The following is a 22,052-nucleotide window of genomic DNA, read 5'->3' as shown; positions in this document are numbered from 1 at the left end:
CGTCAGACCTGGCGGCGCCGCATCCGGGTCATGCCGAACAGGGCCAGCAGGGCCGACATGGCTATCAGGCACCACTGCGACAGGGTGGGCACCGCGGTGGTGGTGGCTGCTGCAGGCATGGCCACGACCACGGGGTCGAGGATGGCGCCGTCCTGGGCTCCGTCATCGTCGCCATCACCGCCGTCCGTGACGGTGTAGCTGGCAGTGCCACCATTGAAGCTGGAAATCTTCACCCACTGGGCAGGCGTTGCCAGCGGCTTCCATTTCAGCAGAACGGCACCTGCGGGCACGTCTGCATGCGTCACCTGCATGGTCAGCGTGTCGCCGACGGTGCAGTCCCGGGTCTCAAACTCCAGCACGGGCCTGGGCATGTCGGGCACGGCCGTGAAGCCGGCGGGCAAGGGGCCGGGCAGGGCGCTGGTGAATGCGACATGGCGGAAGGTGCAGGTGCCATTGGGCTGGCCTTGCGTGAACTGTGTCCTGCTCGTTCCATCGGCGTGCTGTGTGAGGCCGAGAACAGTCACGGAGACGGTGCCGGTTGCGGCTGCGTAGTTCAAGGGATCGCTGCTGGCCTTGGTCCCCCGCACGACGCAGGTGCCGGTGGCCGTGCCGGTCAGCTGGTTGCCGCTGACCGTACATGGCCCGCTCAGGAGCTGGAAGGCGGGGGTGGCATTGCCGATGCCGCCGCTCAGGGCCAGGGTGGTGGTTTCGCCCACGGCGACGGCTGTAGGCGTCGCGGTCACGGTGGCTGCCTGGGGCTCGGGGATCTTGATGGGATTGAGCGTGTAGCTGCGGTCCAGCGTATTGGCTTTGCTGTCGGTGACCCGGATCGTGAACGAGGTGCTGCCTGCGGCCGTGGGCGTGCCGCTGATCGTGCCTGTGGCGGGGTCCAGTTCAAGTCCTGCAGGCAGCGCTCCGCTTTGCAGTGCAAACGTGTAGGGTGCGCCCAGGCCGCCGGTTGCCGTCAGTGTCCGGGAGTACAGGCTGCCGACCTGGGGGCTGGGCAAGGTCGAGGGGCTGATGCTCAGGGGAATGAAGGGCTCGACGGAAACGGACTGCAGGTCTACGCCCACGATGTCGGTGGCCGAGAAAGTGATCTTCACGGCGCCGCTGTTGGTGATGGGCTCGTCCAGCGTGATGGTGGAGATGCCCACAGGCGCCGTCTTGCTGTACGTCACGGCGCCCGATGTGATGGTCAGTGGCAACGGATTGGCCGTGCTGTTGCGCATCACGAATGATTGGAGATTGATCTTTCCGGAGAGAGCCGTCACGGACCAGGAGGCAAAGGGATAGGCCGCGCCGCTGATGCGAAAGCTCATCCAGCCGCTGCTGTCGGTTCCGCAGCGGATGACGCCACTGGTCATCTGTGCAGAGAAAAGATAGCTGGGCGATGAAGGCGTCGTGTCAGTCGTGGATATGCAGTAGCCGTTGGCATCCAGATTGGGTTTGAAGCCGAGGGATTCGTAGGCGAAGGCATTGCCCAGCGACAGGGCAGCGGCGCCGACGAGCAGCGCTTTGGTGATGGGTGCAGGGAGCATGGGGAACGGGGGTGGAGACAGGGCGCGCTGAGTGTCCTCTCCCGTTGGTCGGCGAATCTGAGCAATTCTGAGAATTGGCTTCCAATAGCGAAGGCCGTCGCGCTTTCTGTGTGCGGGCCAGCCATGAAAAAAGCCCATGCAGCAGGCTGCATGGGCTTTCGTCAGGGATGGGGAGCGTTGATGCTCAGATCACGCCCTGGGCCAGCATGGCGTCGGCCACCTTGACGAAACCGGCGATGTTGGCGCCGTCGATGTAGCTGACCGTGCCGTCCTCGCGCTTGCCGTACTTCAGGCAGGCGGCGTGGATGCCTTGCATGATCTGCAGCAGGCGGGCATCGACTTCCTCGGCGGGCCAGGACAGGCGGGCCGCGTTCTGGCTCATCTCCAGGCCCGAGGTGGCCACGCCACCGGCGTTGCTGGCCTTGCCCGGTGCATACAGCACGCCGGCCTTCTCGAAGGCCTTGGCGGCTTCGATGGTCGAGGGCATGTTGGCGCCTTCGGCCACGCAGACCACGCCGTTGGCGATCAGCACCTTGGCGTCTTCCTCGGTCAGTTCGTTCTGCGTGGCGCAGGGCAGGGCCACGTCCACCTTCAGGTGCCACGGCGTCTTGCCGCGCAGGAATTCGGCGCCCACCAGCTTGGCGTACTCGTCCACGCGGCCGTAGCGGTGGTTCTTCACGTCCATCAGGATGGCCAGCTTCTCGGTGGTGAAGCCGTCCTGGTCATACACGGTGCCCGAGGAGTCGGAGACCGACACCACCTTGGCGCCCAGCTGCAGGGCCTTCTCCACGGCGTACTGGGCCACGTTGCCCGAACCCGAGACGGAGACGGTCTTGCCTGCGAAGGACTGGCCGCGCGTGGCCAGCATTTCCTGGGCGAAGTAGACGGTGCCGTAGCCGGTGGCTTCGGGGCGGATCAGCGAGCCGCCGAAGGACAGGCCCTTGCCCGTGAACACGCTGGCGGCGCTGTTGGACAGCTTCTTGTACATGCCGGCCATGAAGCCCACTTCGCGGCCACCCACGCCGATGTCGCCTGCCGGCACGTCGGTGTCCGGACCCACGTGGCGGAACAGCTCGGTGACGAAGGCCTGGCAAAAGCGCATGACTTCAGCGGGGCTCTTGCCCTTGGGATCGAAGTCCGAGCCGCCCTTGCCGCCGCCCATGGGCAGCGTGGTCAGCGCGTTCTTGAAGGTCTGCTCGAAGGCCAGGAACTTGAGCACGGACAGCGTGACCGAGGGGTGGAAACGCAGGCCGCCCTTGTAGGGGCCGATGGCCATGCTGTGCTGGATGCGGAAGCCGCGGTTGACCTGCACATGGCCCTTGTCGTCGGTCCAGCTCACGCGGAACATGACCACGCGCTCGGGCTCGACCAGACGCTCCAGCAGGCCGAGTTCGGCGTACTTGGGGTTCTTCTCGATGAAGGGCCAGAGGCTTTCCATCACTTCGGTGACGGCTTGCAGGAATTCGGGCTGGCCGGGGTTGCGTTGCGCCACTTCTTCAAGGAATTGGCCGACGGACTCGTACTTCATGGAAAAACCTCTGACTAAAAAACGGCTGCGGGAAGGGGTGAGTGCAAACCAAAATTATGCCAAAAAGTTATGCCGTCATGCATCGTTTTGGTGAACGGTGCCCGTGCTTGGTGCTTGAATGCCGTTTTTCGGTGCATTTCCAGAGAGGTGCCGACGGTATTTGGTGCATGGGCAGGGCCTGCGTGCCGCAGTGAGCGGGCAGGCTGCGGCCTGGATCAGCCGTATCCAGTGGCGTGCATGGTCATGGCGAATGGGAATGGCTGGCGCCATGCCAGCTGACATGAAGAGTGGCTAGGAAGGCCTTGCAGCCGGACGGGGCTTGGGCCCGTCCGGCCCTCCCATCGACGGCCTTTCAGCTGCGCTGCAGCTGGGGATGGCGCGCGAACAGATCGGCGGCCCAGTCCACGAAGGCCCGCACCTTGGCGCTGAGGTGGCGGTTGGGCGGATAGACCACGTGAATGGGCAGCGGCGGCTGGGTCCATTCGGGCAGCACCTCGACCAGTTCGCCGCTGTCGATCAGCGGCTGGGCAAAGGCCGTGACCAGCTGCGCGATGCCAAAGCCCGCCAGCACGGCGGCCGTGTAGGCATTGCTGTCGTTGGCCGCGATGCGGTAGTTGCCCGCCACCTCGATGGATTCATCGCCCCGCTGGAATTCCAGCGGGTACATGCGCCGCGTATGGCCCGAGAAGAAGGCGACGATCTGGTGCTTCGTATCCAGCTCGGAAGGGTGCTGGGGCACGCCGTGGCGTGCCAGGTAGGCGGGCGAGGCCACGGTGACCCAGTTCATCGAGCCGATGCGCCGCGCCACCAGGGATTGGTCGCTGAGCTCGCCCCCGCGGATCACGCAGTCCACGTTGTCGCTGATCAGGTCCACCAGGCGGTCGCCCACGCCCAGGTCGATCTGTATGTCGGGGTAGCGTTCGCAGAATTCGGTCAGCGCCGGAATGATGATCAGCCGGGCCATGGAGCTGCCCACGTCCAGCCGCAGCCGCCCGCTGGGCGCGGTCTGGGTGTTGACCATGCTGGCTTCGAGATCGTCGAAGTCGTTGAGCAGGCGTGCCGCGCGTTCGTAGTAGGCCGCGCCATCCGGCGTGACGGTGACGCGCCGCGTCGTGCGGTTGAGCAGCTTGACGCGCACGCGCGCCTCCAGCGCCTGTATCTGTTTGGTGACCGTGCCCTTGGGCAGGTCGAGCGAATCGGCGGCGCGGGTGAAGTTGCCGGCTTCCACCACGCGAACGAAGACACGCATGGCCTGGATCTGGTCCATGGAAAGTTGCTCCTGCAGCGCTCGGCAAGGGAATGCCGGCTCGGCGGAATTCTCACATGCGCGGTATCGGGCGATTGTTCGTGAAACGGAAACAGAGCGATGGCTGCGTTGCTATTTCAGACATGGCCGGCGCCGCCTATATTCCAACCATCGACCATTGCCGCAGGTTCGCGCCATGTCCACTTCCCCGTCGCTTCCGAACGGCCCCGCCGCCGGGGCGCAGATTGCCGAAACAGAATTCTCCATCGAGCTGCCCGAGCACGGCACCGTGGCTGCGCGCGCCTATGGCCAGCGCAGGCCCGGCACGGTCTCGCCGCTGGTGCTGCATTTCCATGGCGGCACCTTTGTCTGCGGCACGCTGGACAACGGGCGCTACATCGGCCGGCTGCTGGCCGAGGCGGGCGCCGTCGTGGTGTCGCTGGCCTACCCGCTGGCGCCCGAGCATCCGTTTCCCCAGCCCATCGAGGTGGGCTACGCCGTGCTGCAGTGGCTGTACAAGCACCGCGTGAAGATGGCGGGCAAGGGCGCGCCGCTGTTCCTCGCGGGTGAAGAAGCCGGCGGCAACCTGGCCGCCGCCGTGGCCGTGATCTCGCGCGACCGGGGCCATCCGCCGCTGGCGGGCCAGATCCTGGTGTCGCCCATGCTCGATCCCTGCACCGGCACCGCCTCGCAGCGCGAGGCAACGCCCGAGGCCGGCGAATGCCGCTGGGCCACGGGCTGGCGCGAGTACCTGAGCTGCCCCAAGGACGCCATGCATCCCTATGCCGTGCCCGGCAGCTCGCTGCGCCTGGCCCAGCTGCCGCCGGCCCTGGTGCTGGTGGGTGGCGACGACCCGCTGCGCGACGAGGCCCAGGCCTATGCGGCCCGCCTGCGCGCGGCCGGGGTGACAGCCAGCAGCCATGTGCTGCCCAGCGCGTCGAACTGGCCGCAGGCCCTGTCCGAGGCCGAGGCCTGTACGGCCTGCAGCGCCGCCGTGTCCCAGCATGTGCATGACTTCTTCGAGGCCACCATGAACAAGCCCGCAGCACCGGGCTAGGCCCCGCGCCGCCGCAGCCGGCGACACCTGCTGCCCTGTTTTCCCCTTCCGCCTTCCCGGCGCGTTCAGGCGCCGGGCGGGCATCGTGTTCCCTGAATTTCGCAAAAAAACACCATGTCCACCGAATCCACCTCATCCTCTTCTTCCGTCTCGGCCCAGCGCAAGGGCTGGAAGCTGCCGGCCGCCGCTGCGGCTGTCCTCGCCGTCAGCGCCGGCCTGTTCGGCCTGCATGGCTTCGAGGCCAAGGCCGATGACGCGCCCGCCAGCGCCCAGCCCGCCGCCACGCCCGTGTCGGTGGCCACGGTCGCCGAAAGCGAGGTCACCGCCTGGGACGAGTTCTCAGGCCGCCTCGAAGCCGTGGAGCGCGTGGACATTCGCTCGCGCGTGGCCGGCGCCGTGCAGGCCGTGCACTTTCGCGAGGGCGCGCTGGTCAAGCAGGGCGATCTGCTGATCACCATCGATCCCGCACCGTATGCGGCCGAGGTCGAGCGCGCCGAAGCCCAGGTGGCCTCGGCCCAGGCACGCCAGTCCTATGCACGCAGCGAGCAGGAGCGCGCACGCCGCCTGTGGGACGAGCGGGCGATTGCCCAGCGCGAGCTGGACGAGCGCATCAACGCAGGCAGCGAGGCCGAGGCCAATCTGCGCGCGGCCCAGGCGTCCCTGCAATCGGCACGGCTGAACCTGGGCTACACCCAGGTGCGCGCCCCCGTGTCGGGCCGCATCGGCAAGCGCGAGATCACCGTGGGCAACCTGGTGGCCGCAGGCCCGGGCGCGCCGGTGCTGACCACGCTGGTCTCGGTCAGCCCCATCTATGCGAGCTTCGATGCCGATGAGCAGGTCATCACGCGTGCACTCAAGGAACTCGGCGGCGGCGCGGGCAACCGCGCCAAGATCGACAGCATTCCCGTGCAGATGGGCACGGCCACGGCCGGCAGCACGCCCTTCGAGGGCCGGCTGCAGCTGATCGACAACCAGGTCGATGCCCGAAGCGGCACGGTGCGCGTGCGCGCCGCCTTCGACAACAAGGATGGCGCCCTCATGCCCGGCCAGTTCGCCCGCATCCGCATGGGCCAGGCGCGCGACAGCAGCATGCTGCTGGTCAGCGAGCGCGCCATCGGCACGGACCAGAGCAAGAAGTACGTGATGGTGGTGGGCGGCGACAACAAGGCCGTGTACCGCGAGGTGGCCCTGGGCGCCTCGGTCAACGGCCTGCGCAACGTGACCCAGGGCCTGCAGCCCGGCGAGCGCGTGGTCGTCAACGGCCTGCAGCACATCCGCCCCGGCGCCCTGGTCGCGCCCAAGGAGGTGTCCATGGATGCGCGGGCCGATGCCCGCCAGCCGGGCACCCGGCAGGCAGCCGAACAAGTGGCTGACGCAACCAAGTCCTGATCTAGCCGCACACCTTTCCTGCCTCTGTAATGCCGCCTGACCGCAGGCGGCATGGGCCGCGCTTTGCCGTGGCGGAGCCAAACACCATGAACCTATCCAAATTCTTCATTGACCGGCCGATCTTCGCAGGCGTGCTTTCGCTGCTGATGCTGATCGCCGGCCTGATCGCCATGGGCGGGCTGCCGATCTCGGAATACCCCGAGGTCGCGCCGCCTTCCGTGGTGGTGCGCGCCCAGTACCCGGGCGCCAATCCCAAGGTGATCGCCGAGACCGTGGCCACACCGCTGGAAGAGCAGATCAACGGCGTCGAAGGCATGCTCTACATGGGCAGCCAGGCCACCAGCGACGGCGTGATGACGCTGACCGTCACTTTCCGCCTGGGCACCGACCCCGACAAGGCGCAGCAGATGGTGCAAAACCGCGTCTCGCAGGCCGAGCCGCGCTTGCCCGAGGAAGTGCGCCGCCTGGGCATCACCACGGTCAAGAGCGCACCCGACCTGACCATGGTGGTGCACCTGGTCTCGCCCAACCAACGCTATGACATCAACTACCTGCGCAACTACGCGGTGCTGAACGTGAAGGACCCGCTGGCTCGCATCGAGGGCGTGGGCCAGATCCAGATCTTCGGCGGCGGCGACTACGCCATGCGCGTGTGGCTGGACCCGCAGAAGGTGGCGCAGCGCGGCCTGTCGGCCAGCGATGTGGTGGCTGCCATCCGCGGCCAGAACGTGCAGGCTGCGGCCGGCGTGGTCGGCGCATCGCCGGGGCTGCCGGGCGTGGACATGCAACTGTCCATCAACGCCCAGGGCCGCCTGCAGAGCGAGGAGGACTTCGGCGACATCATCGTCAAGAGCGGCTCCGACGGCGCCGTGACCCGCCTGCGCGACATCGGCCGCCTGGAGATGGGTGCGGCCGACTATTCGCTGCGCTCGCTGCTGAACAACGACCCGGCGGTGGGCATGGGCGTGTTCCAGGCGCCGGGCTCCAATGCGCTGGAGATCTCGGCCAACGTGCGCAAGACCATGGAGGCCCTGAACAAGAACATGCCCGAGGGCCTGGAGTACCGCATCGCCTACGACCCCACGCAGTTCGTGCGCGCCTCCATCGAATCGGTGGTGCACACGCTGCTGGAGGCCATCGTGCTCGTGGTGCTGGTGGTGATCCTGTTCCTGCAGACCTGGCGTGCCTCCATCATCCCGCTGCTGGCCGTGCCGGTGTCGGTGATCGGCACCTTCGCCGTGCTGCATCTGCTGGGCTTTTCCATCAACGCGCTGAGCCTGTTCGGCCTGGTGCTGGCCATCGGCATCGTGGTGGATGACGCCATCGTCGTGGTCGAGAACGTGGAGCGCAACATCGAGGCGGGGCTGACGCCGCGCAACGCCACCTACCGTGCCATGCGCGAAGTGTCCGGGCCCATCATCGCCATCGCCCTGGTGCTAGTGGCGGTGTTCGTGCCGCTGGCCTTCATCAGCGGCCTCACGGGCCAGTTCTACAAGCAGTTCGCGGTGACCATCGCCATCTCCACGGTGATCTCGGCCATCAACTCGCTGACCCTGTCGCCCGCGCTGGCGGCTCTGCTGCTGCGCGGCCACGATGCGCCCAAGGACGCGCTGACGCGCGGCATGGACCGGGCCTTCGGCTGGCTGTTCCGCGGCTTCAACCGCATGTTCCACCGGGGCTCCGAGGCCTACAGCGGCGGCGTGGGCCGCGTGATCTCGCGCAAGGCGCTGATGCTGGCCATCTACCTGGCGCTGATCGCCGTGACCTTCGGCCTGTTCAAGGCCGTGCCTTCGGGCTTCGTGCCCGCGCAGGACAAGCAGTACCTGATCGGCTTTGCCCAGTTGCCCGACGGTGCCACGCTGGACCGCACGGACGAGGTGATCCGCCGCATGGGCGAGATCATGAAGGACAACCCCAACGTGGAGGACACCATCGCCTTCCCGGGCCTGTCCATCAACGGCTTCACCAACAGCTCCAACTCGGGCATCGTCTTCGCCACGCTCAAGCCCTTCGACGAGCGCAAGCGCGCCGACCAGAGCGGCGGCGCCGTGGCCGGCCAGCTCAACCAGGCCTTCGCAGGCATCCAGGACGCCTTCATCGTCATGTTCCCGCCGCCACCCGTGGCGGGCCTGGGCACGACGGGCGGCTTCAAGCTGCAGCTGGAAGACCGCGCCTCCCTGGGCTATGACCAGATGGACGCGGCCGTGAAGGCCTTCATGGCCAAGGCCTACCAGACGCCCGAGCTGACCGGCATGTTCACCAGCTGGCAGGTCAACGTGCCCCAGCTGTATGCCGACATCGACCGCACCAAGGCGCGCCAGCTCGGCGTGCCGGTGACGGACATCTTCGACACCATGCAGATCTACCTGGGCAGCCTGTATGCGAACGACTTCAACAAGTTCGGCCGCACCTACAGCGTTCGCGTGCAGGCCGACGCGCCCTACCGCGCGCGTGCCGAGGACGTGGGCATGCTCAAAGTGCGCTCCAGCTCGGGCGAGATGATTCCGCTGTCGGCGCTGATGAAGGTGGACTCCAGCTTCGGCCCCGAGCGCGCCATGCGCTACAACGGCTACCTCACGGCCGACATCAACGGCGGTGCCGCACCGGGCTTCTCTTCGGGCCAGGCGCAGGATGCCATCAAGCGCATCGCGGCCGAGACCCTGCCCAAGGGAATCGACTTCGAATGGACCGACCTGACCTACCAGGAAATCCTGGCCGGCAATTCGGCGGTGATCGTGTTCCCGCTGGCCCTGCTGCTGGTCTTCCTGGTGCTGGCCGCGCAGTACGAGAGCCTGACCCTGCCGATTGCCATCATCCTGATCGTTCCCATGGGCCTGCTGGCGGCCATGACCGGCGTCTGGCTGTCGGGCGGGGACAGCAATGTCTTCACGCAGATCGGGCTCATCGTGCTGGTGGGGTTGAGTGCGAAGAACGCCATCCTGATCGTGGAGTTCGCGCGGGAGCTGGAGTTCGAGGGCCGCACGCCCATACAGGCCGCCATCGAGGCCAGCCGGCTGCGCCTGCGCCCCATCCTGATGACCTCGCTGGCCTTCGTCATGGGCGTGCTGCCCCTGGTGCTGTCCACAGGCGCGGGCTCGGAAATGCGCCGTGCCATGGGCGTGGCCGTGTTCTCGGGAATGATCGGGGTGACGGCCTTCGGCCTGTTCCTGACGCCCGTGTTCTACGTGCTGATGCGCCGCCTGGCAGGCAACCGGCCGCTCAAGCAGCATGGTCCAGAGATGGAGGAAGAGGCCCCTGCACATGCACCCGCCCACGGCCATGCCTCGGGTGGCGGCGCGCTGCCCATGCCCTCTGCTGCGCGTGGCGAGCATGAATGAGCCCACACCACAAGAACAGGAACCGATCATGAAGATCCCATCGCTTTCGAAACTGTCCAGGCGTCTGCTGCCCCTGGTGGCGGCGCTGGCCCTGGCCGGCTGCGCCAGCGTGTCCCAGAGCCTGCCCGAGCTGCCGGCCGCCCCCGCCTTCAAGGAGCAGGGCGCCGCGCCGCAGGCGGGCTGGACCCAGGCCCTGCCCGCCGAAGCCCAGGCACGCGGCCAATGGTGGCTGGCCTTTGCCGATCCGGCGCTGGACGCGCTGGTGGACAAGGCCACGCTGGACAACCAGAGCATCCAGGCCGCGGCCGCACGCCTGGCCGAGGCCCGCGCCCTGGCGCGCAGCGCCAATGCCGAGCGCCTGCCCCAACTGGGCCTGGGCGCAGGGGCCACGCGCGGCGCGGGGCTGGACAAGGCCTCGGGCACGCGGCCTGCCACCCTGGTCAATGCGGGGCTGAACCTGTCGTATGAGGTCGATCTGTTCGGCCGCATTTCCCAGGCGGCCGACGCATCGCGGCTGGATGCCGAGGGCCGCGAGGCCCTGCTGCAAAGCACCCGGCTGGCCGTGCAGGCCGAGGTCGCGCAGACCTATCTGCAGCTTCGCGCACTGGACGCCGAGCGCGCCCTGATGCGCGAGACCGTGGAGGCCTACCGCGACACGCTGCGCCTGTCGGAGCGAAGGCTGCAGGCCGGCGACATTGCCGAGCTGGACGTGGCCCGCATCCAGGCCGAGCTGTCGGCCACCGAATCGGACGCGCTGGCACTGGACCGCCAGCGCGCCCAGGTCGAGCATGCGCTGGCCGTGCTGGTGGGTGACTCGGCCTCGCGCTTCGGCCTGGGTGAAGGCGCCTGGACCACGGCGCTGCCCTCCATCCCAGCCGGCGTGCCGGCCACGGTGCTCATGCGCCGGCCCGACATCTCGGCCGCGCAGCGCGCCGTGTTCGCCGCCCAGTCGCGCGTGGGCGTGGCGAAGACGGCATGGTTCCCCAGCATCTCGCTGACCGGCGCGGCCGGCCATGCCTCGCCCGAGGTCGGTGACCTGTTCAAGTGGTCCATGCGCTCCTGGGGCGTGGGCGCCCTGCTGTCGCTGCCGCTGTTCGACGGCGGCCGGCGCGAGGCCGGCGTGCAGGCCGCAGGCGCACAGCTCGATGCTGCGCTGGCCGCCTACCGCCAGCAGGCGCTGGTGGCCTTCCAGGAGGTGGAGGACCAGCTGTCTTCCATCCGCATCCTGCAGGAGCAGTCCACCGTGCAGGGCCAGGCCGTGGTGGCCGCCAAGCGTGCCACCAGCCTTTCGGACACGCGCTACCGCAATGGCTACGTCAGCCAGCTGGACCTGCTGGATGCGCGCCGCAGCGAACTGCGCAACCGCCGCCAGGCGCTGCAGGTGAAATCCGCTCAGTACCAGGCCGCCGTGGGCCTGATCCGCGCGCTGGGCGGGGGCTGGGATGTGCCGGCTGACGTGCCGGTGGCCCAGGCCGCGCTGCGCTGAGGCACCCTCAGGCCAGCACGTCGATGGAGCGGAACACGCGCTGCAGCACCGGGTCCGGGCTGTGGCGGCAGGCGTGGACCTGCTCCATGAGGTGGTGCACGAAGCGCTCGGCCACCCAGGGCAGGGGGCCGTGGCCGCGCTGGACCACGCCCACCGTGTGGGGCTCGAACTGCTCGTGCAGGGACAGCGGCACCAGCGTGCCCTGGGGTACGCCCGATTCGATCAGCGGCCAGGGGCACAACGAGAGCATGTCGCTGTGCGCGATCAGGTGCAGCAGCAGCGATGCCGAATGCACCAGGTGGATGTGGCCCACGGGCACGGGCAGGCCGTGGCGCAGGAACAGGCGCCGCACCAGGTCGTCTTCTTCAGGCGGCGTGTAGTTGAGCAGCCAGTCGCAGTCCATCAGCTCGGCCAGCGAGCGGGCGCCTGCCAGCGGGTGGCCGGTGCGGGCCACGACGGTGGCGTCATAACGGAACAGCGGCGTGCCATGCAGGTCGCCGCCCGAGGGGCCTGAAGGCACGCGGCCGATCAGCAGGTCCAGCGTGCCTTCGCGCAGGCGCGGATGGGCCACGGCCGACAGGCCCTCGAACAGCTCCAGCCGCACCTGGGGCAGTTCGGCGCGGAAGGCGCGCAGCACATGGGGCAGCAGGCTCTGGCCCACCCAGGGCGTCACGCCCACGGACAGGCGCGCCACGGCGCAGGTGTCGCGCAGGCGGGCCATTTCATCCTCGGCCTGGGCCATCTGCCCGGTGATCAGCTGGGCGTGGCGCAGCAGCGTGCGCCCGGCCGGCGTGAGGACGATGCCGCTGCTCTGGCGCTCGAACAGCGCAAGGCGGTGGCCTCCCTCCAGCTCGCGCAGGGCCTGGGTGATGGCCGACTGCGTGATGCCCAGCGCGCGTGACGCGGCGCGCACGCTGCCACAGCCGGCCACGGCGACGAGGTAGCGCATCTGGTGCAGCTTCATTGCGGGGCCGGCATCGGGGTGGGGCTGGGAATTCATGGGCCGATCTTGCAGGTTTCGTGCCATGTGTGCCATGCCCGTGATTGGCGCGTGCAGGTGTTCAGGGGATGACAGGCAATGCCTGGCAGGGCAGGCGCTGGCGGTCTTCCGCCCGCTGCCCACGCTTCCTAGACTGCGGGCATGAACATTGAACCGCCCGTTTCCACCACGGCCGAAGCCGCCGATCCGGTGCTTGCCGGCATTCGTGCCACGCAGGCCGAGATGGTGGCCCTGCGCCGTCACCTGCATGCCCATCCCGAGCTGGCCTTCGAGGAGTTCGCCACCAGCGACCTGGTGGCCGAGCGCATGGCCTCCTGGGGCTACGAAGTGCACCGGGGCCTGGGAGGCACGGGCGTGGTCGGCACGCTGCGCTGCGGTACGGGCACGCGCCGGCTGGGCCTGCGTGCCGACATGGACGCGCTGCCCATCCACGAGCAGACCGGCCTGCCCTATGCCAGCCGCCACGCGGGCCGCATGCATGCCTGCGGGCATGACGGCCATACCGCCATCCTGCTGGCCGCCGCGCGCGAGCTGGCCCAGGCGCGCGGCTTCGACGGCACGCTGCACCTGATCTTCCAGCCGGCCGAGGAGGGCCTGGGCGGGGGCCGCAAGATGGTGGAGGACGGCCTGTTCGATCTTTTCCCCTGCGATGCCATCTTTGCGCTGCACAACATGCCGGGCTTTGCCGAGGGGCAGTTCGGCTTTCGCGAGGGCTCGTTCATGGCTTCGTCGGACACGGTGATCATCACCGTGCGCGGCAAGGGCGGCCATGGCTCGGCCCCCCATCTGTCGGCCGACCCGGTGGTGGCGGCGGCCCACCTGGTGCTGGCGCTGCAGACCGTGGTCTCGCGCAATGTCGATCCGCGCGACATGGCCGTGGTCAGCGTGGGCGCCATCCATGGCGGCGATGCACCGAATGTCATCCCCGGCGAGGTGGAGCTGCGCCTGTCCGTGCGCGCCTACCGGCCCGAGGTGCGTGCCCTGCTGCGCGAACGCATCACCGCGCTGGCCCATGCCCAGGCCGCCACGCTGGGGGCCGAGGCCGTGGTGGACTACCGCTGGCGCTATCCGGCCCTGGTCAACGACGCGGCCAGCACGGCATTCGCCCGCGAGGTGGCGCACGACTGGCTGGGCGAGCAGGCGCTGATCCCCGACCTGCAGCCGCTGACGGGCAGCGAGGACTTCTCCTTCATGCTCGAACAGTGCCCTGGCAGCTATCTGATCGTGGGCAACGGCGTGGGCGACACGCATGGCACGGGCGGCTGCATGGTCCACAACCCCGGCTACGACTTCAACGACCGCATCCTGCCGCTGGCAGCCACCTACTGGGTGAAGCTGGCCCGGCGTTTTCTGTCCGCCGCCTGAGGCGCCGCGCCCGCACCGGATTCCTTTCACGACTTCACCTGCGATTGCCACCATGCGCACTGCATTTCCTCTCTCCTCCGAGGCCCGCCAGGTCCTGAGCCGCCGCAGCCTTCTGGGCGCCGCTGCGCTGGGGCTGGCCCTGCCGGCTGCTGCACAGGTCGGCTTTCCTGCCAAGCCCTTGAAGCTGGTCGTCGGATACCCGGCCGGTGGTTCGGTGGACCTGGTCGCCCGCGTGGTGGGCGATGCGCTGGCCGCGCGGCTGCGCGGCACGGTGGTGGTGGACAACGTGGGCGGGGCGGCGGGTGCCATTGCGGCCCAGCGCGTGGCCTCGGCACCGGCCGATGGCTATACGCTGCTGGTGGGGGCCAGCAACGAGCTGGTGGCCACGCGCATCGTCAACCCCGCGCAGCGCTACGACGGCCGCCGCGATTTCACGCCGCTGGGCCTGGTGGCCACCGGCCCGCTGATCCTGGCCGCACGCCCGGGCCTGGGCGTGAAGAGCATGGCCGACTTGCTGGAGCTGGCGAAGCGCCAGCCCGGCAAGCTCAGCTACGGCAGCTCGGGCGTGGGGTCGACCCTGCATTTCGCGGGAGAGCTGTTCAAGCAGCGCGCGGGTGTTTCCATCACCCATGTGCCTTACCGCGGCGTGGCGCCGTTGACCAGCGACCTGGCGGGCGGCAGCCTGGACCTGGCCATGCTCTCGCCCACGGCGGCGCAACCGTTTTTGCAGAGCGGGCGCATCGTGCCGCTGGCGGTCACCAGCGCGCAGCGCCTGTCCGCCTTGCCCCAGGTTCCGGCCATGGCCGAGCTGGCGCCGCTGCGCGGTTATGAATTGGTGGGCTGGTTTGCGCTGATGGCGCCGCGCGGGCTGCCCGCCGCCACCGCGCAGCACATCACGGCGGCCCTGCAGGAGGCGCTGGCCGAGCCCGCCGTGCGCAAGCGCCTGGAAGATGCAGGCATGGTGCCCGCCTCCGGCAGCGAGGACTTGGCGCGCCTGATCTCCGAGGAAGACCGCAAGTACGAGCAGCTCGCGGCCTTCGCGAACATGCGCGACTGACGGTGTAGACGGTGCTGACGGCGCTGGCGGCAGCCGCGCAGGTTCAGCGACCGCGCAGGAACAGCGCGTCCAGTTCCTTCATGCTCATCTGCCGCCAGGTGGGGCGGCCGTGGTTGCATTGGTCGGAGCGCTCGGTGACTTCCATCTGGCGCAGCAGGGCGTTCATCTCGTCCAGCGTCAGGCGGCGGTTGGCGCGCACGGCGCCGTGGCAGGCCATGGTGGCCAGGATCTCATTGCGCGCGCGCTGCACCACGGTGCTGGCGTCGTGCTGGGCCAGCTCGGCCAGCACGCTGCGCGCCAGCTCCACGGCATCGCCCTGGGCCAGGGTGGCGGGCACGGCACGCACGGCCAGCGTCTTGGGCGAGAAGGGGGAAACCTCCATGCCCAGCGCCTGCAGCGTGTCGCCATGGGCCTCGGCCGTGGCCACTTCCTCGGGTGTGGCGGCGAAGGTGGCGGGAATCAGCAGCGGCTGGCTGGGGATCTGCTCTGCCGCGTTGACGGCATTCTTGAGCTGCTCGTAGACGATGCGCTCGTGCGCCGCATGCATGTCCACCACGACCATGCCCTGGGCGTTCTCGGCCAGGATGTACACGCCGTGGATCTGGGCGACGGCGCGACCCAGGGGCCAGATGGTTTCTTCGGCAGCGGCAGGGGTGTCCGCTGCCGGGGGCGTGAAGTTCGCAGGTGAAGGCTCGGTGACGGTGACTGGCCGGGGCTGTGCGGCGGGTGCGTAGCTGGCGGGCACATCGCCGGCCGGCCATTGCACGCCGGGCGTGTCCACCGCGACTTCGGCGGCACCGGCAGTCTGGGCAGGAAGCGCCACGGGGGCCGGCGCGGCTTCGCGCATGGGAGCCCACAGGCCCGCCATGTTGCTGACCTTGTGGCCGCCCTGTTCATCGCCAAAGCTCATGCGCGCCTGGGGCCAGGCGGGAGCCGCCACCTTGGGCGCGGTGGCCGGTGCGGCAGGGGCCAGCTCCGGGGTGCGGGCGGCTTCCTCGGCGGCAGCGGCGGCGGCCGCCGCCGCGCGCGGGGCGGCCAGCGCGTTCTCTATGGCGTGGCGCACGGCCTGGTGCACCTCGCGGCTGTCGCGAAAGCGCACCTCGATCTTGGTGGGATGCACGTTCACGTCCACGCGCGCAGGGTCGATCTCCACATACAGCGCATAGACAGGCTGCTTGTGGCCGTGCAGCACATCCTCGTAGGCGCTGCGCGAGGCGTGGGTCAGCACCTTGTCGCGCACGAAGCGGCCATTGACGTAGCAGAACTGGTGGTCGGGCCGGGAGCGCGCCGCATCGGGAATGCCCGCGCGGCCCGTGACGTGGACGGCGCCCGACCAGTGCTCCACCGTCACGGAGTTCTGCACGAAGGCGTCGCCCAGCACATCGCCCAGGCGGCGCGCAAGGGCTTCATCCGACATGCTGCCGGCGGCACGCCACTGCTCGACCAGCTTGCCCTCGTGCCAGATGGCAAAGCCCACGTCGGGCCGGGCCAGCGCATGGCGGCGCACGGACTCGATGCAGTGGGCCAGCTCCGTGGCATCGCTCTTGAGGAATTTGCGGCGGGCCGGCGTGGAGAAGAACAGCTCCTTGACCTCGACCGTCGTGCCCTGGTTGCGGGCGGCGGGGCGCAGCTCGCCGCTGCGCGCATCGAGCAGATAGGCCGAGTCCTGGCCCGCAGGGCGCGAGAGGATGGATGCCTCGGACACCGAGCAGATGGCCGCCAGCGCCTCGCCGCGAAAGCCCATGGTGGCCACGGTCTCCAGGTCGTGCAGGTCGGTGATCTTGCTGGTGGCATGGCGGCGCAATGCCACGGGCAGCTCGTCGCGCGGGATGCCGCCGCCGTCGTCCTCCACCGAGATCAGCCGCACGCCGCCGGCCAGCAGCCGCACGTTGATCTGGCGGGCGCCCGCATCCAGTGCGTTGTCCACGAGTTCGCGCACCACCGAGGCAGGGCGCTCGACGACTTCGCCGGCCGCGATCTGGCTGATCAGCTCGTCGGGCAGGTCGCGGATGGGGCGGCGGGGGAGGGTGTCGGAGGAGGGGATGGATGCGTTCACGCGGCAATTCTAGGGGCTCGCATCCACCGCTTGCGGGCTGTGGGAATGGGGTGTGCGGCGCCGGCGCCCGCAAAAAAAAGGAGCCGCGAAAGCGGCTCCAAGAGGCGTCCCCGGCAACAAAGGCCGGAGCCGGGGGCACTCTTTGAATGAGGGTGGCTGCAGGGTCAGCGGCGGCGGCCTGCGCGGTCGCTGTTGCTGCCCATCTGGTTGCCGACCAGCGCACCGGCCGCGGCGCCGCCCACGGTGCCCAGCGTGGTGCCGAACAGCGCGCTGCCCAGCACGCCACCGGCCACGGCGCCCACGCCCGTGCCCAGTTGCGCATTGTTGGGACGGTGGGCGCAGCCGCCCATCGCGAGCGCGCCGGTCAGCAGGGCGGCGATGGCCAGGGTGCGGCCCATCGTGGAGCCGGACTGGCGTTCGGACTTGTGCGCGAAAGTGCGAAGGGTCTTGTTCATGGCTTGCTTCCTTATGTCTTGGCGATGGTGGTGAGGCCGGGCCGGCATTGCCGACGGCATGGAAGCACTTTGCCTGCAAAAAGCTGACGCACTCATGAGTTTTTCGTAGAGTTTTATCAAGTTGTGTAACAAAACAAGCTTGATTTCAAGCATTTGTAGATTCCTGCAAGCGCCGGTGTGTGCGATGGCGTGACCGGCTCCGGCTCGGCCGTGGGGGCATGTCGGCGAAGTACAGTACGGGCCGGTGCGGCGCCCGCCGCGGAGGACTCTCTTTTGGAAATCATTCAGTTCCTGATCGACTTCATCCTGCACATCGACAAGCATCTGGAGGCCTTTGTCGTGGCCTATGGACCCTGGGTGTATGCGCTGCTGTTTCTCATCGTCTTCGTGGAGACGGGCGTGGTGGTCATGCCCTTTCTGCCTGGCGACTCGCTGCTGTTCATCGTCGGCGCGCTGTGCGGCGTGGGGCTCATGGACTATTCGATCGCCTGCACCGTGCTGCTGGTGGCGGCCGTGCTGGGCGACCAGTGCAACTACACCATCGGCCGCTACATAGGGCCCAAGGTGTTCCAGTGGGAGGACTCGCGCTGGTTCAACCGCCGCGCCTTCGACCAGGCCCACGCGTTCTACGAGCGCTATGGCGGCATCACCATCGTGCTGGCCCGCTTCATGCCGTTCATCCGCACCTTTGCGCCCTTTGTGGCCGGGGTGGCCGCGATGAACCGGGGCAAGTTCACTGCCTTCAATGTGGGCGGGGCGATTGTCTGGGTGTTCGGCATCAGCGCAGCCGGCTATTTCTTCGGCAACCTGCCCTGGGTGCGCGAGAACCTGGAGAAGATCATCTGGGGCCTGATCCTGGTGCCGGGCCTGATCGCGATCTTTGGCGCCTGGCGCGCGGGGCGCGCGCCCAAGACGGCCGCCTGAGCTTTCCGCGCATAGAAAGAACCCCTTGCACCTTCATGGCGCAAGGGGTTTTTTCATGGAGCGGGAGTGGGAATCAGCGGCGGTCGTTGCGCTTGCCCACCTCGTTACCGATCAGTGCACCGGCGGCTGCACCGCCCACGGTGCCCAGCGTGCTGCCGAACAGGGCATCCCCCACGACACCACCGGCCACGGCGCCTACGCCAGTACCGATCTGTGCACTGCTGGGATTGGTGGAACAGCCGGCAGAGAACAGGGCAATGGCTGCTGCGGCGGCAATGGAATAAAGGCGTGTCTTCATGTTCATCTCCTGTGATGGCCTGCCTTGTCGCCGTGAGTGGCGTGTGGCGCAAGCACTGTGTGGAACATGTTTGCATGCTCTCATTCAGGGCTTGCGGCAGCGGTAGGAGATCTGCCCGAGCTGCCGCCGGGCGGCTCGGAAGTGTCGCGTCTTTGCCGTCCGACAGCGGCTGCGGGCGGCATCGCCCGCGCCCTTCGCCCGTGCCCTGCGCTCGTGCCTTTTGGCTCTGTCAGACGGAGCGGCTGCGTGCCAGCGGCGGGTTATGCGCGAAGTAGTTGCGGATGCCGCGCATCAGCGCGTCGGCCAGTTGCACCTGGTAGGCGCTGCTGCGCAGGCGGGCCTCTTCCTCGGGGTTGCTGATGAAGGCGGTTTCCACCAGCACGCTGGGAATGTCGGGCGCCTTGAGCACGGCAAACCCGGCCTGCTCCACGCGCGGCTTGTGCAGCTTGGCCATGTTGCCGATCTCGCCGAGCAGGGCGCCGCCGAGCTTGAGGCTGTCCTTGATCTGGGCCGTGGTGCTCATGTCCAGCAGCATGCGCTGCACATGCTGGTCCTGCGAGCCCATGTTCAGGCCACCGACGATGTCGGACTGGTTTTCCTTGTTGGCCAGCCAGCGCGCGGCCGTGCTGGAGGCGCCCTTGTCGCTGAGCGCAAAGACGCTGGCACCACGCGCGGCCGGCGTGGTGAAGGCGTCGGCGTGGATGCTGATGAACAGGTCGGCCTGCACGCGCCGGGCCTTTTCCACGCGCGTGGCCAGGGGCACGAAGAAGTCGGCATCGCGCGTCATGAAGGCGCGCATGGGGCTGCCGCCGATGCGGGTGTCGTTGATGCGGTCGCGCAGCAGGTGGGCGATCTTGAGCACCACGTCCTTTTCGCGCGTGCCGCTGGGGCCGGTGGCGCCGGGGTCCTCGCCGCCGTGGCCGGGGTCCAGCGCCACGATGATGATGCGGTCGGTCTGGCGCGAGGTGGCGATGTTGGGCGCGGCGATCGGGGCAGGGGCCGGAACGGGCGCAGGCGCGGGAGGGCGAGGCGCCGGGGCCGGAGCCGCAGGGGAAGGTGCCTGTGCCACCACGGCGGGCGGTGCAGGCGTCTTGCCGCCGGAGCCGCTGCTGTGCTGGGCGATCAGGTCGCCCAACGGGTCGGGGGCTGGCGCCGTGGAGCCTGAGGGCCGGGGCAGCGGTGGTGGAGGCGGCGGCGGTGCCGATGCGACAGCGGTATCGTCGCCGGAGGCATCGCGCAGGCGCTCGCTGATCAGCGCCTCCAGCGGGTCCACGGCCTTGGCGGGGTACAGGTCGAACACCAGCCTGTGCTTGTAGGCCGCCACGGGCTGCAGCGTGAAGACCTGGGGCTTGGCGGGCTGCTTGAGATCGATGACCAGGCGCACCACGCTGGGCGAGTTCTGGCCCACGCGGATGGAGGCGATGTTGGGATCGTCGGAGCGGACCTTGGCCACCAGTTCACGCAGCGCGGGATTGAGGTCGATGCCCTCGATGTCCACGGCCAGCCGCGGGGGCTGGTCCACGAAGAACTGCTTGGCAGCCAGCGGCCGGTCGGACTCAATGGTCACGCGCGTGTATTCGGGCGCGGGCCAGACGCGCACGGCCACGATGGTGGCGCCGTGCGCGATGTGCTGGCGGCCCAGCAGCAGCACGATGGAGCCCGCCTGCAAAAGATTGCGGCGCGACAGGCCGGACGGATAGGAGGAGGAGTTGGCGTCGCTCATGCCTTGAGTGCTTGGATCACGGCGCGTCCGACGGGCGTGCCGGCGAGCAAGGTCACCTGGCGCTGCGTCTCGTCGATTGCTTCGATATGAATAGCTATATCTGCCGCAGGCGTAAGCGCTGCGGCCTTTTCGGGCCATTCTGCCAGCTTGAGACCGGGGCTGGCGAAAATATCGCGAAATCCTGCGTCCTCCCATTCGCGCGGATCATCGAAGCGGTAGAAGTCGAAGTGCCAGATGGCCAGGTCCGGCGCCTCATGCGGCTCCACCACGGCATAGGTGGGGCTTTTGATGCGGCCCTGCACGCCCAGTGCGCGCAGCCAGTGCCGCACCAGCGTGGTCTTGCCTGCGCCCAGGTCGCCGTGCAGCGTGACGTAGGCGTTGCGCAGCGCGGGATGGTCCGCGAGCTGCTGCGCAAACCGCTGCGTGTCTTCCTCGCTGCCCCATATCCAGCGACGGCCCGCAGTTTCCGCATCCTGCGGCTGGGCGCTTTCTACAATCGAGGGAGTATGTTGTGCAGCAGTCAATTGGTTCCTTTGATGCAAGGCTGGGCCCGCGAGCTGGGATTTTCCCAAATTGGCGTGGCCGGCGTGGATTTGTCTTCTGCGGAGCCGGGTTTGATGCAGTGGCTGGCCCAAGGGTTCCATGGCGAGATGGACTATATGCAGGCCCACGGCCTGCGCCGCGCCCGGCCTGCCGAGCTGGTGCCGGGCACGGTCAGCGTGATCACGGCGCGCATGGACTACCTGCCGCGCGACACGCCTGCCGATGCGCCGGGCGCCTGGCAAGCGGTGGAGTGGGCGCGGCTGCAGCGGCCCGATGAGGGCATTGTCTCCGTCTATGCCCGGGGGCGCGACTATCACAAGGTGCTGCGCAACCGGCTGCAGAAGCTGGCCGAGCGCATTGCACAGGAAGTCGGCCCCTTCGGGCACCGCGCCTTCACCGATTCCGCGCCCGTGCTGGAGGCCGAGCTGGCCCGGCGCAGCGGCCAGGGCTGGCGCGGCAAGCACACGCTGGTGCTCAATCGCGAAGCGGGCTCCATGTTCTTCCTGGGCGAGATCTATGTGGACCTTGCGCTGGAGCCCACGGAGCCGGTGACCGCGCACTGCGGCAGCTGCGCGGCCTGCATCACGGCCTGCCCCACGGGCGCCATCGTGGCGCCGCACCGGGTGGACGCGCGGCGCTGCATCTCCTATCTGACCATCGAGCATGCGGGCGCCATTCCCGAGGAGCTGCGGCCGCTGATGGCCAACCGCATCTATGGCTGCGACGACTGCCAGCTGGCCTGCCCCTGGAACAAGTTCGCCCAGCCCAGCCGCCTGCCCGACTTCGATGCGCGCGAGGCCCTGTCCGGCGGGCAGCTGGTGCACTTCTTTGCCTGGGACGAGCCGACCTTTCTGCGCCTGACCGAAGGCAGTCCCATCCGGCGCATAGGCCATGCGCGCTGGCTGCGCAATGTGGCCGTGGCGCTGGGCAATGCCTGGCGTGAAACCGGCAACGCGGCATTGCAGCAGGCACTGGCCAGCCGCGCCGAACATCCGGACGCCCTGGTGCGCGAGCACGTGGCCTGGGCGCTGTCGCAAAGATCGGATTGA

The 22,052-nt window shown here is 68.5% G+C and carries 17 protein-coding genes; 8 read left to right on the top strand and 9 right to left on the bottom strand.

Going from position 1 to position 22,052, the window contains the following annotated elements:
- Positions 1–2: 2 nt before the first annotated feature.
- The 3 genes from ACUTR7_RS12955 to ACUTR7_RS12945 all read right to left on the bottom strand — a co-directional run bounded on the left by ACUTR7_RS12955 (position 3) and on the right by ACUTR7_RS12945 (position 4,333).
- The gene (locus ACUTR7_RS12955; protein ID WP_445608970.1) at positions 3–1,538 is read right to left on the bottom strand and encodes an IPTL-CTERM sorting domain-containing protein; all 1,536 of its coding nucleotides are present in this window, start codon (positions 1,536–1,538) and stop codon (positions 3–5) included.
- A gap of 184 nt (positions 1,539–1,722) precedes the next feature.
- Positions 1,723–3,066 carry an NADP-specific glutamate dehydrogenase gene (gene gdhA / locus ACUTR7_RS12950; protein WP_013801081.1) on the bottom strand — a complete coding sequence of 448 codons (1,344 nt, stop codon included), beginning with the start codon at positions 3,064–3,066 and terminating at the stop codon, positions 1,723–1,725.
- Positions 3,067–3,418: 352 nt separating this feature from the next.
- Positions 3,419–4,333: a LysR family transcriptional regulator gene (locus ACUTR7_RS12945; protein ID WP_012206938.1), complete on the bottom strand. Its 915-nt coding sequence runs from the start codon at positions 4,331–4,333 to the stop codon at positions 3,419–3,421.
- Between the two features lie 175 nt (positions 4,334–4,508).
- On the opposite strand from ACUTR7_RS12945, the gene ACUTR7_RS12940 reads away from it, so the two are divergent.
- The 4 genes from ACUTR7_RS12940 to ACUTR7_RS12925 all read left to right on the top strand — a co-directional run bounded on the left by ACUTR7_RS12940 (position 4,509) and on the right by ACUTR7_RS12925 (position 11,582).
- On the top strand, positions 4,509–5,369 hold the full coding sequence (locus ACUTR7_RS12940; RefSeq protein ID WP_043819199.1) for an alpha/beta hydrolase: 861 nt from the start codon (positions 4,509–4,511) through the stop codon (positions 5,367–5,369).
- 114 nt (positions 5,370–5,483) lie between these two features.
- Positions 5,484–6,758 carry an efflux RND transporter periplasmic adaptor subunit gene (locus ACUTR7_RS12935; protein WP_445608969.1) on the top strand — a complete coding sequence of 425 codons (1,275 nt, stop codon included), beginning with the start codon at positions 5,484–5,486 and terminating at the stop codon, positions 6,756–6,758.
- A gap of 86 nt (positions 6,759–6,844) precedes the next feature.
- A complete protein-coding gene (locus ACUTR7_RS12930) occupies positions 6,845–10,096 on the top strand; it encodes an efflux RND transporter permease subunit (protein ID WP_013801083.1) in 3,252 nt (1,083 codons plus the stop codon).
- A 28-nt stretch (positions 10,097–10,124) separates the two neighbouring features.
- A complete protein-coding gene (locus ACUTR7_RS12925) occupies positions 10,125–11,582 on the top strand; it encodes an efflux transporter outer membrane subunit (protein ID WP_123690701.1) in 1,458 nt (485 codons plus the stop codon).
- Positions 11,583–11,589: 7 nt separating this feature from the next.
- Here the strand turns inward: ACUTR7_RS12925 and ACUTR7_RS12920 are convergent, their stop codons facing one another.
- Positions 11,590–12,609 (bottom strand): LysR family transcriptional regulator, encoded by a 1,020-nt coding sequence (locus tag ACUTR7_RS12920; protein WP_445608968.1) that lies wholly within the window; start codon positions 12,607–12,609, stop codon positions 11,590–11,592.
- Between the two features lie 114 nt (positions 12,610–12,723).
- Between ACUTR7_RS12920 and ACUTR7_RS12915 the strand changes: the two genes are divergently transcribed.
- Positions 12,724–13,947: a M20 aminoacylase family protein gene (locus tag ACUTR7_RS12915; protein ID WP_445608967.1), complete on the top strand. Its 1,224-nt coding sequence runs from the start codon at positions 12,724–12,726 to the stop codon at positions 13,945–13,947.
- A 52-nt stretch (positions 13,948–13,999) separates the two neighbouring features.
- Entirely contained in the window at positions 14,000–15,004 is a 1,005-nt protein-coding gene (locus tag ACUTR7_RS12910; protein ID WP_445608966.1) for a Bug family tripartite tricarboxylate transporter substrate binding protein, read from the top strand.
- A gap of 43 nt (positions 15,005–15,047) precedes the next feature.
- Here the strand turns inward: ACUTR7_RS12910 and mutL are convergent, their stop codons facing one another.
- A complete protein-coding gene (mutL, locus tag ACUTR7_RS12905; protein ID WP_445608965.1) occupies positions 15,048–17,060 on the bottom strand; it encodes a DNA mismatch repair endonuclease MutL in 2,013 nt (670 codons plus the stop codon).
- A gap of 164 nt (positions 17,061–17,224) precedes the next feature.
- On the bottom strand, positions 17,225–17,515 hold the full coding sequence (locus ACUTR7_RS12900) for a glycine zipper 2TM domain-containing protein (RefSeq protein WP_013801089.1): 291 nt from the start codon (positions 17,513–17,515) through the stop codon (positions 17,225–17,227).
- A 273-nt stretch (positions 17,516–17,788) separates the two neighbouring features.
- Here ACUTR7_RS12900 and ACUTR7_RS12895 point away from each other — a divergent pair, with 273 nt between their 5' ends.
- On the top strand, positions 17,789–18,439 hold the full coding sequence (locus ACUTR7_RS12895) for a DedA family protein (protein ID WP_043782650.1): 651 nt from the start codon (positions 17,789–17,791) through the stop codon (positions 18,437–18,439).
- 73 nt (positions 18,440–18,512) lie between these two features.
- Here ACUTR7_RS12895 and ACUTR7_RS12890 read toward each other — a convergent pair whose 3' ends face one another.
- From ACUTR7_RS12890 to tsaE, 3 genes are all read right to left on the bottom strand, one after another.
- The gene (locus tag ACUTR7_RS12890; RefSeq protein ID WP_012206927.1) at positions 18,513–18,737 is read right to left on the bottom strand and encodes a glycine zipper domain-containing protein; all 225 of its coding nucleotides are present in this window, start codon (positions 18,735–18,737) and stop codon (positions 18,513–18,515) included.
- Between the two features lie 229 nt (positions 18,738–18,966).
- Positions 18,967–20,460, bottom strand: coding sequence for an N-acetylmuramoyl-L-alanine amidase (locus ACUTR7_RS12885; RefSeq protein WP_043819191.1), 1,494 nt, complete (start codon positions 20,458–20,460; stop codon positions 18,967–18,969).
- Positions 20,457–20,984: a tRNA (adenosine(37)-N6)-threonylcarbamoyltransferase complex ATPase subunit type 1 TsaE gene (gene tsaE, locus ACUTR7_RS12880; protein WP_034396474.1), complete on the bottom strand. Its 528-nt coding sequence runs from the start codon at positions 20,982–20,984 to the stop codon at positions 20,457–20,459. Before tsaE ends, ACUTR7_RS12885 begins: the two co-directional genes overlap by 4 nt.
- 12 nt (positions 20,985–20,996) lie before the next feature.
- Here tsaE and queG point away from each other — a divergent pair, with 12 nt between their 5' ends.
- On the top strand, positions 20,997–22,052 hold the full coding sequence (queG, locus tag ACUTR7_RS12875) for a tRNA epoxyqueuosine(34) reductase QueG (RefSeq protein WP_097201598.1): 1,056 nt from the start codon (positions 20,997–20,999) through the stop codon (positions 22,050–22,052).

Source organism: Delftia sp. NA_296.1, assembly GCF_052692095.1.
The sequence above is the reverse complement of the archived record's forward strand: the minus strand, read 5'-3'. Positions and strand labels throughout refer to the sequence as shown.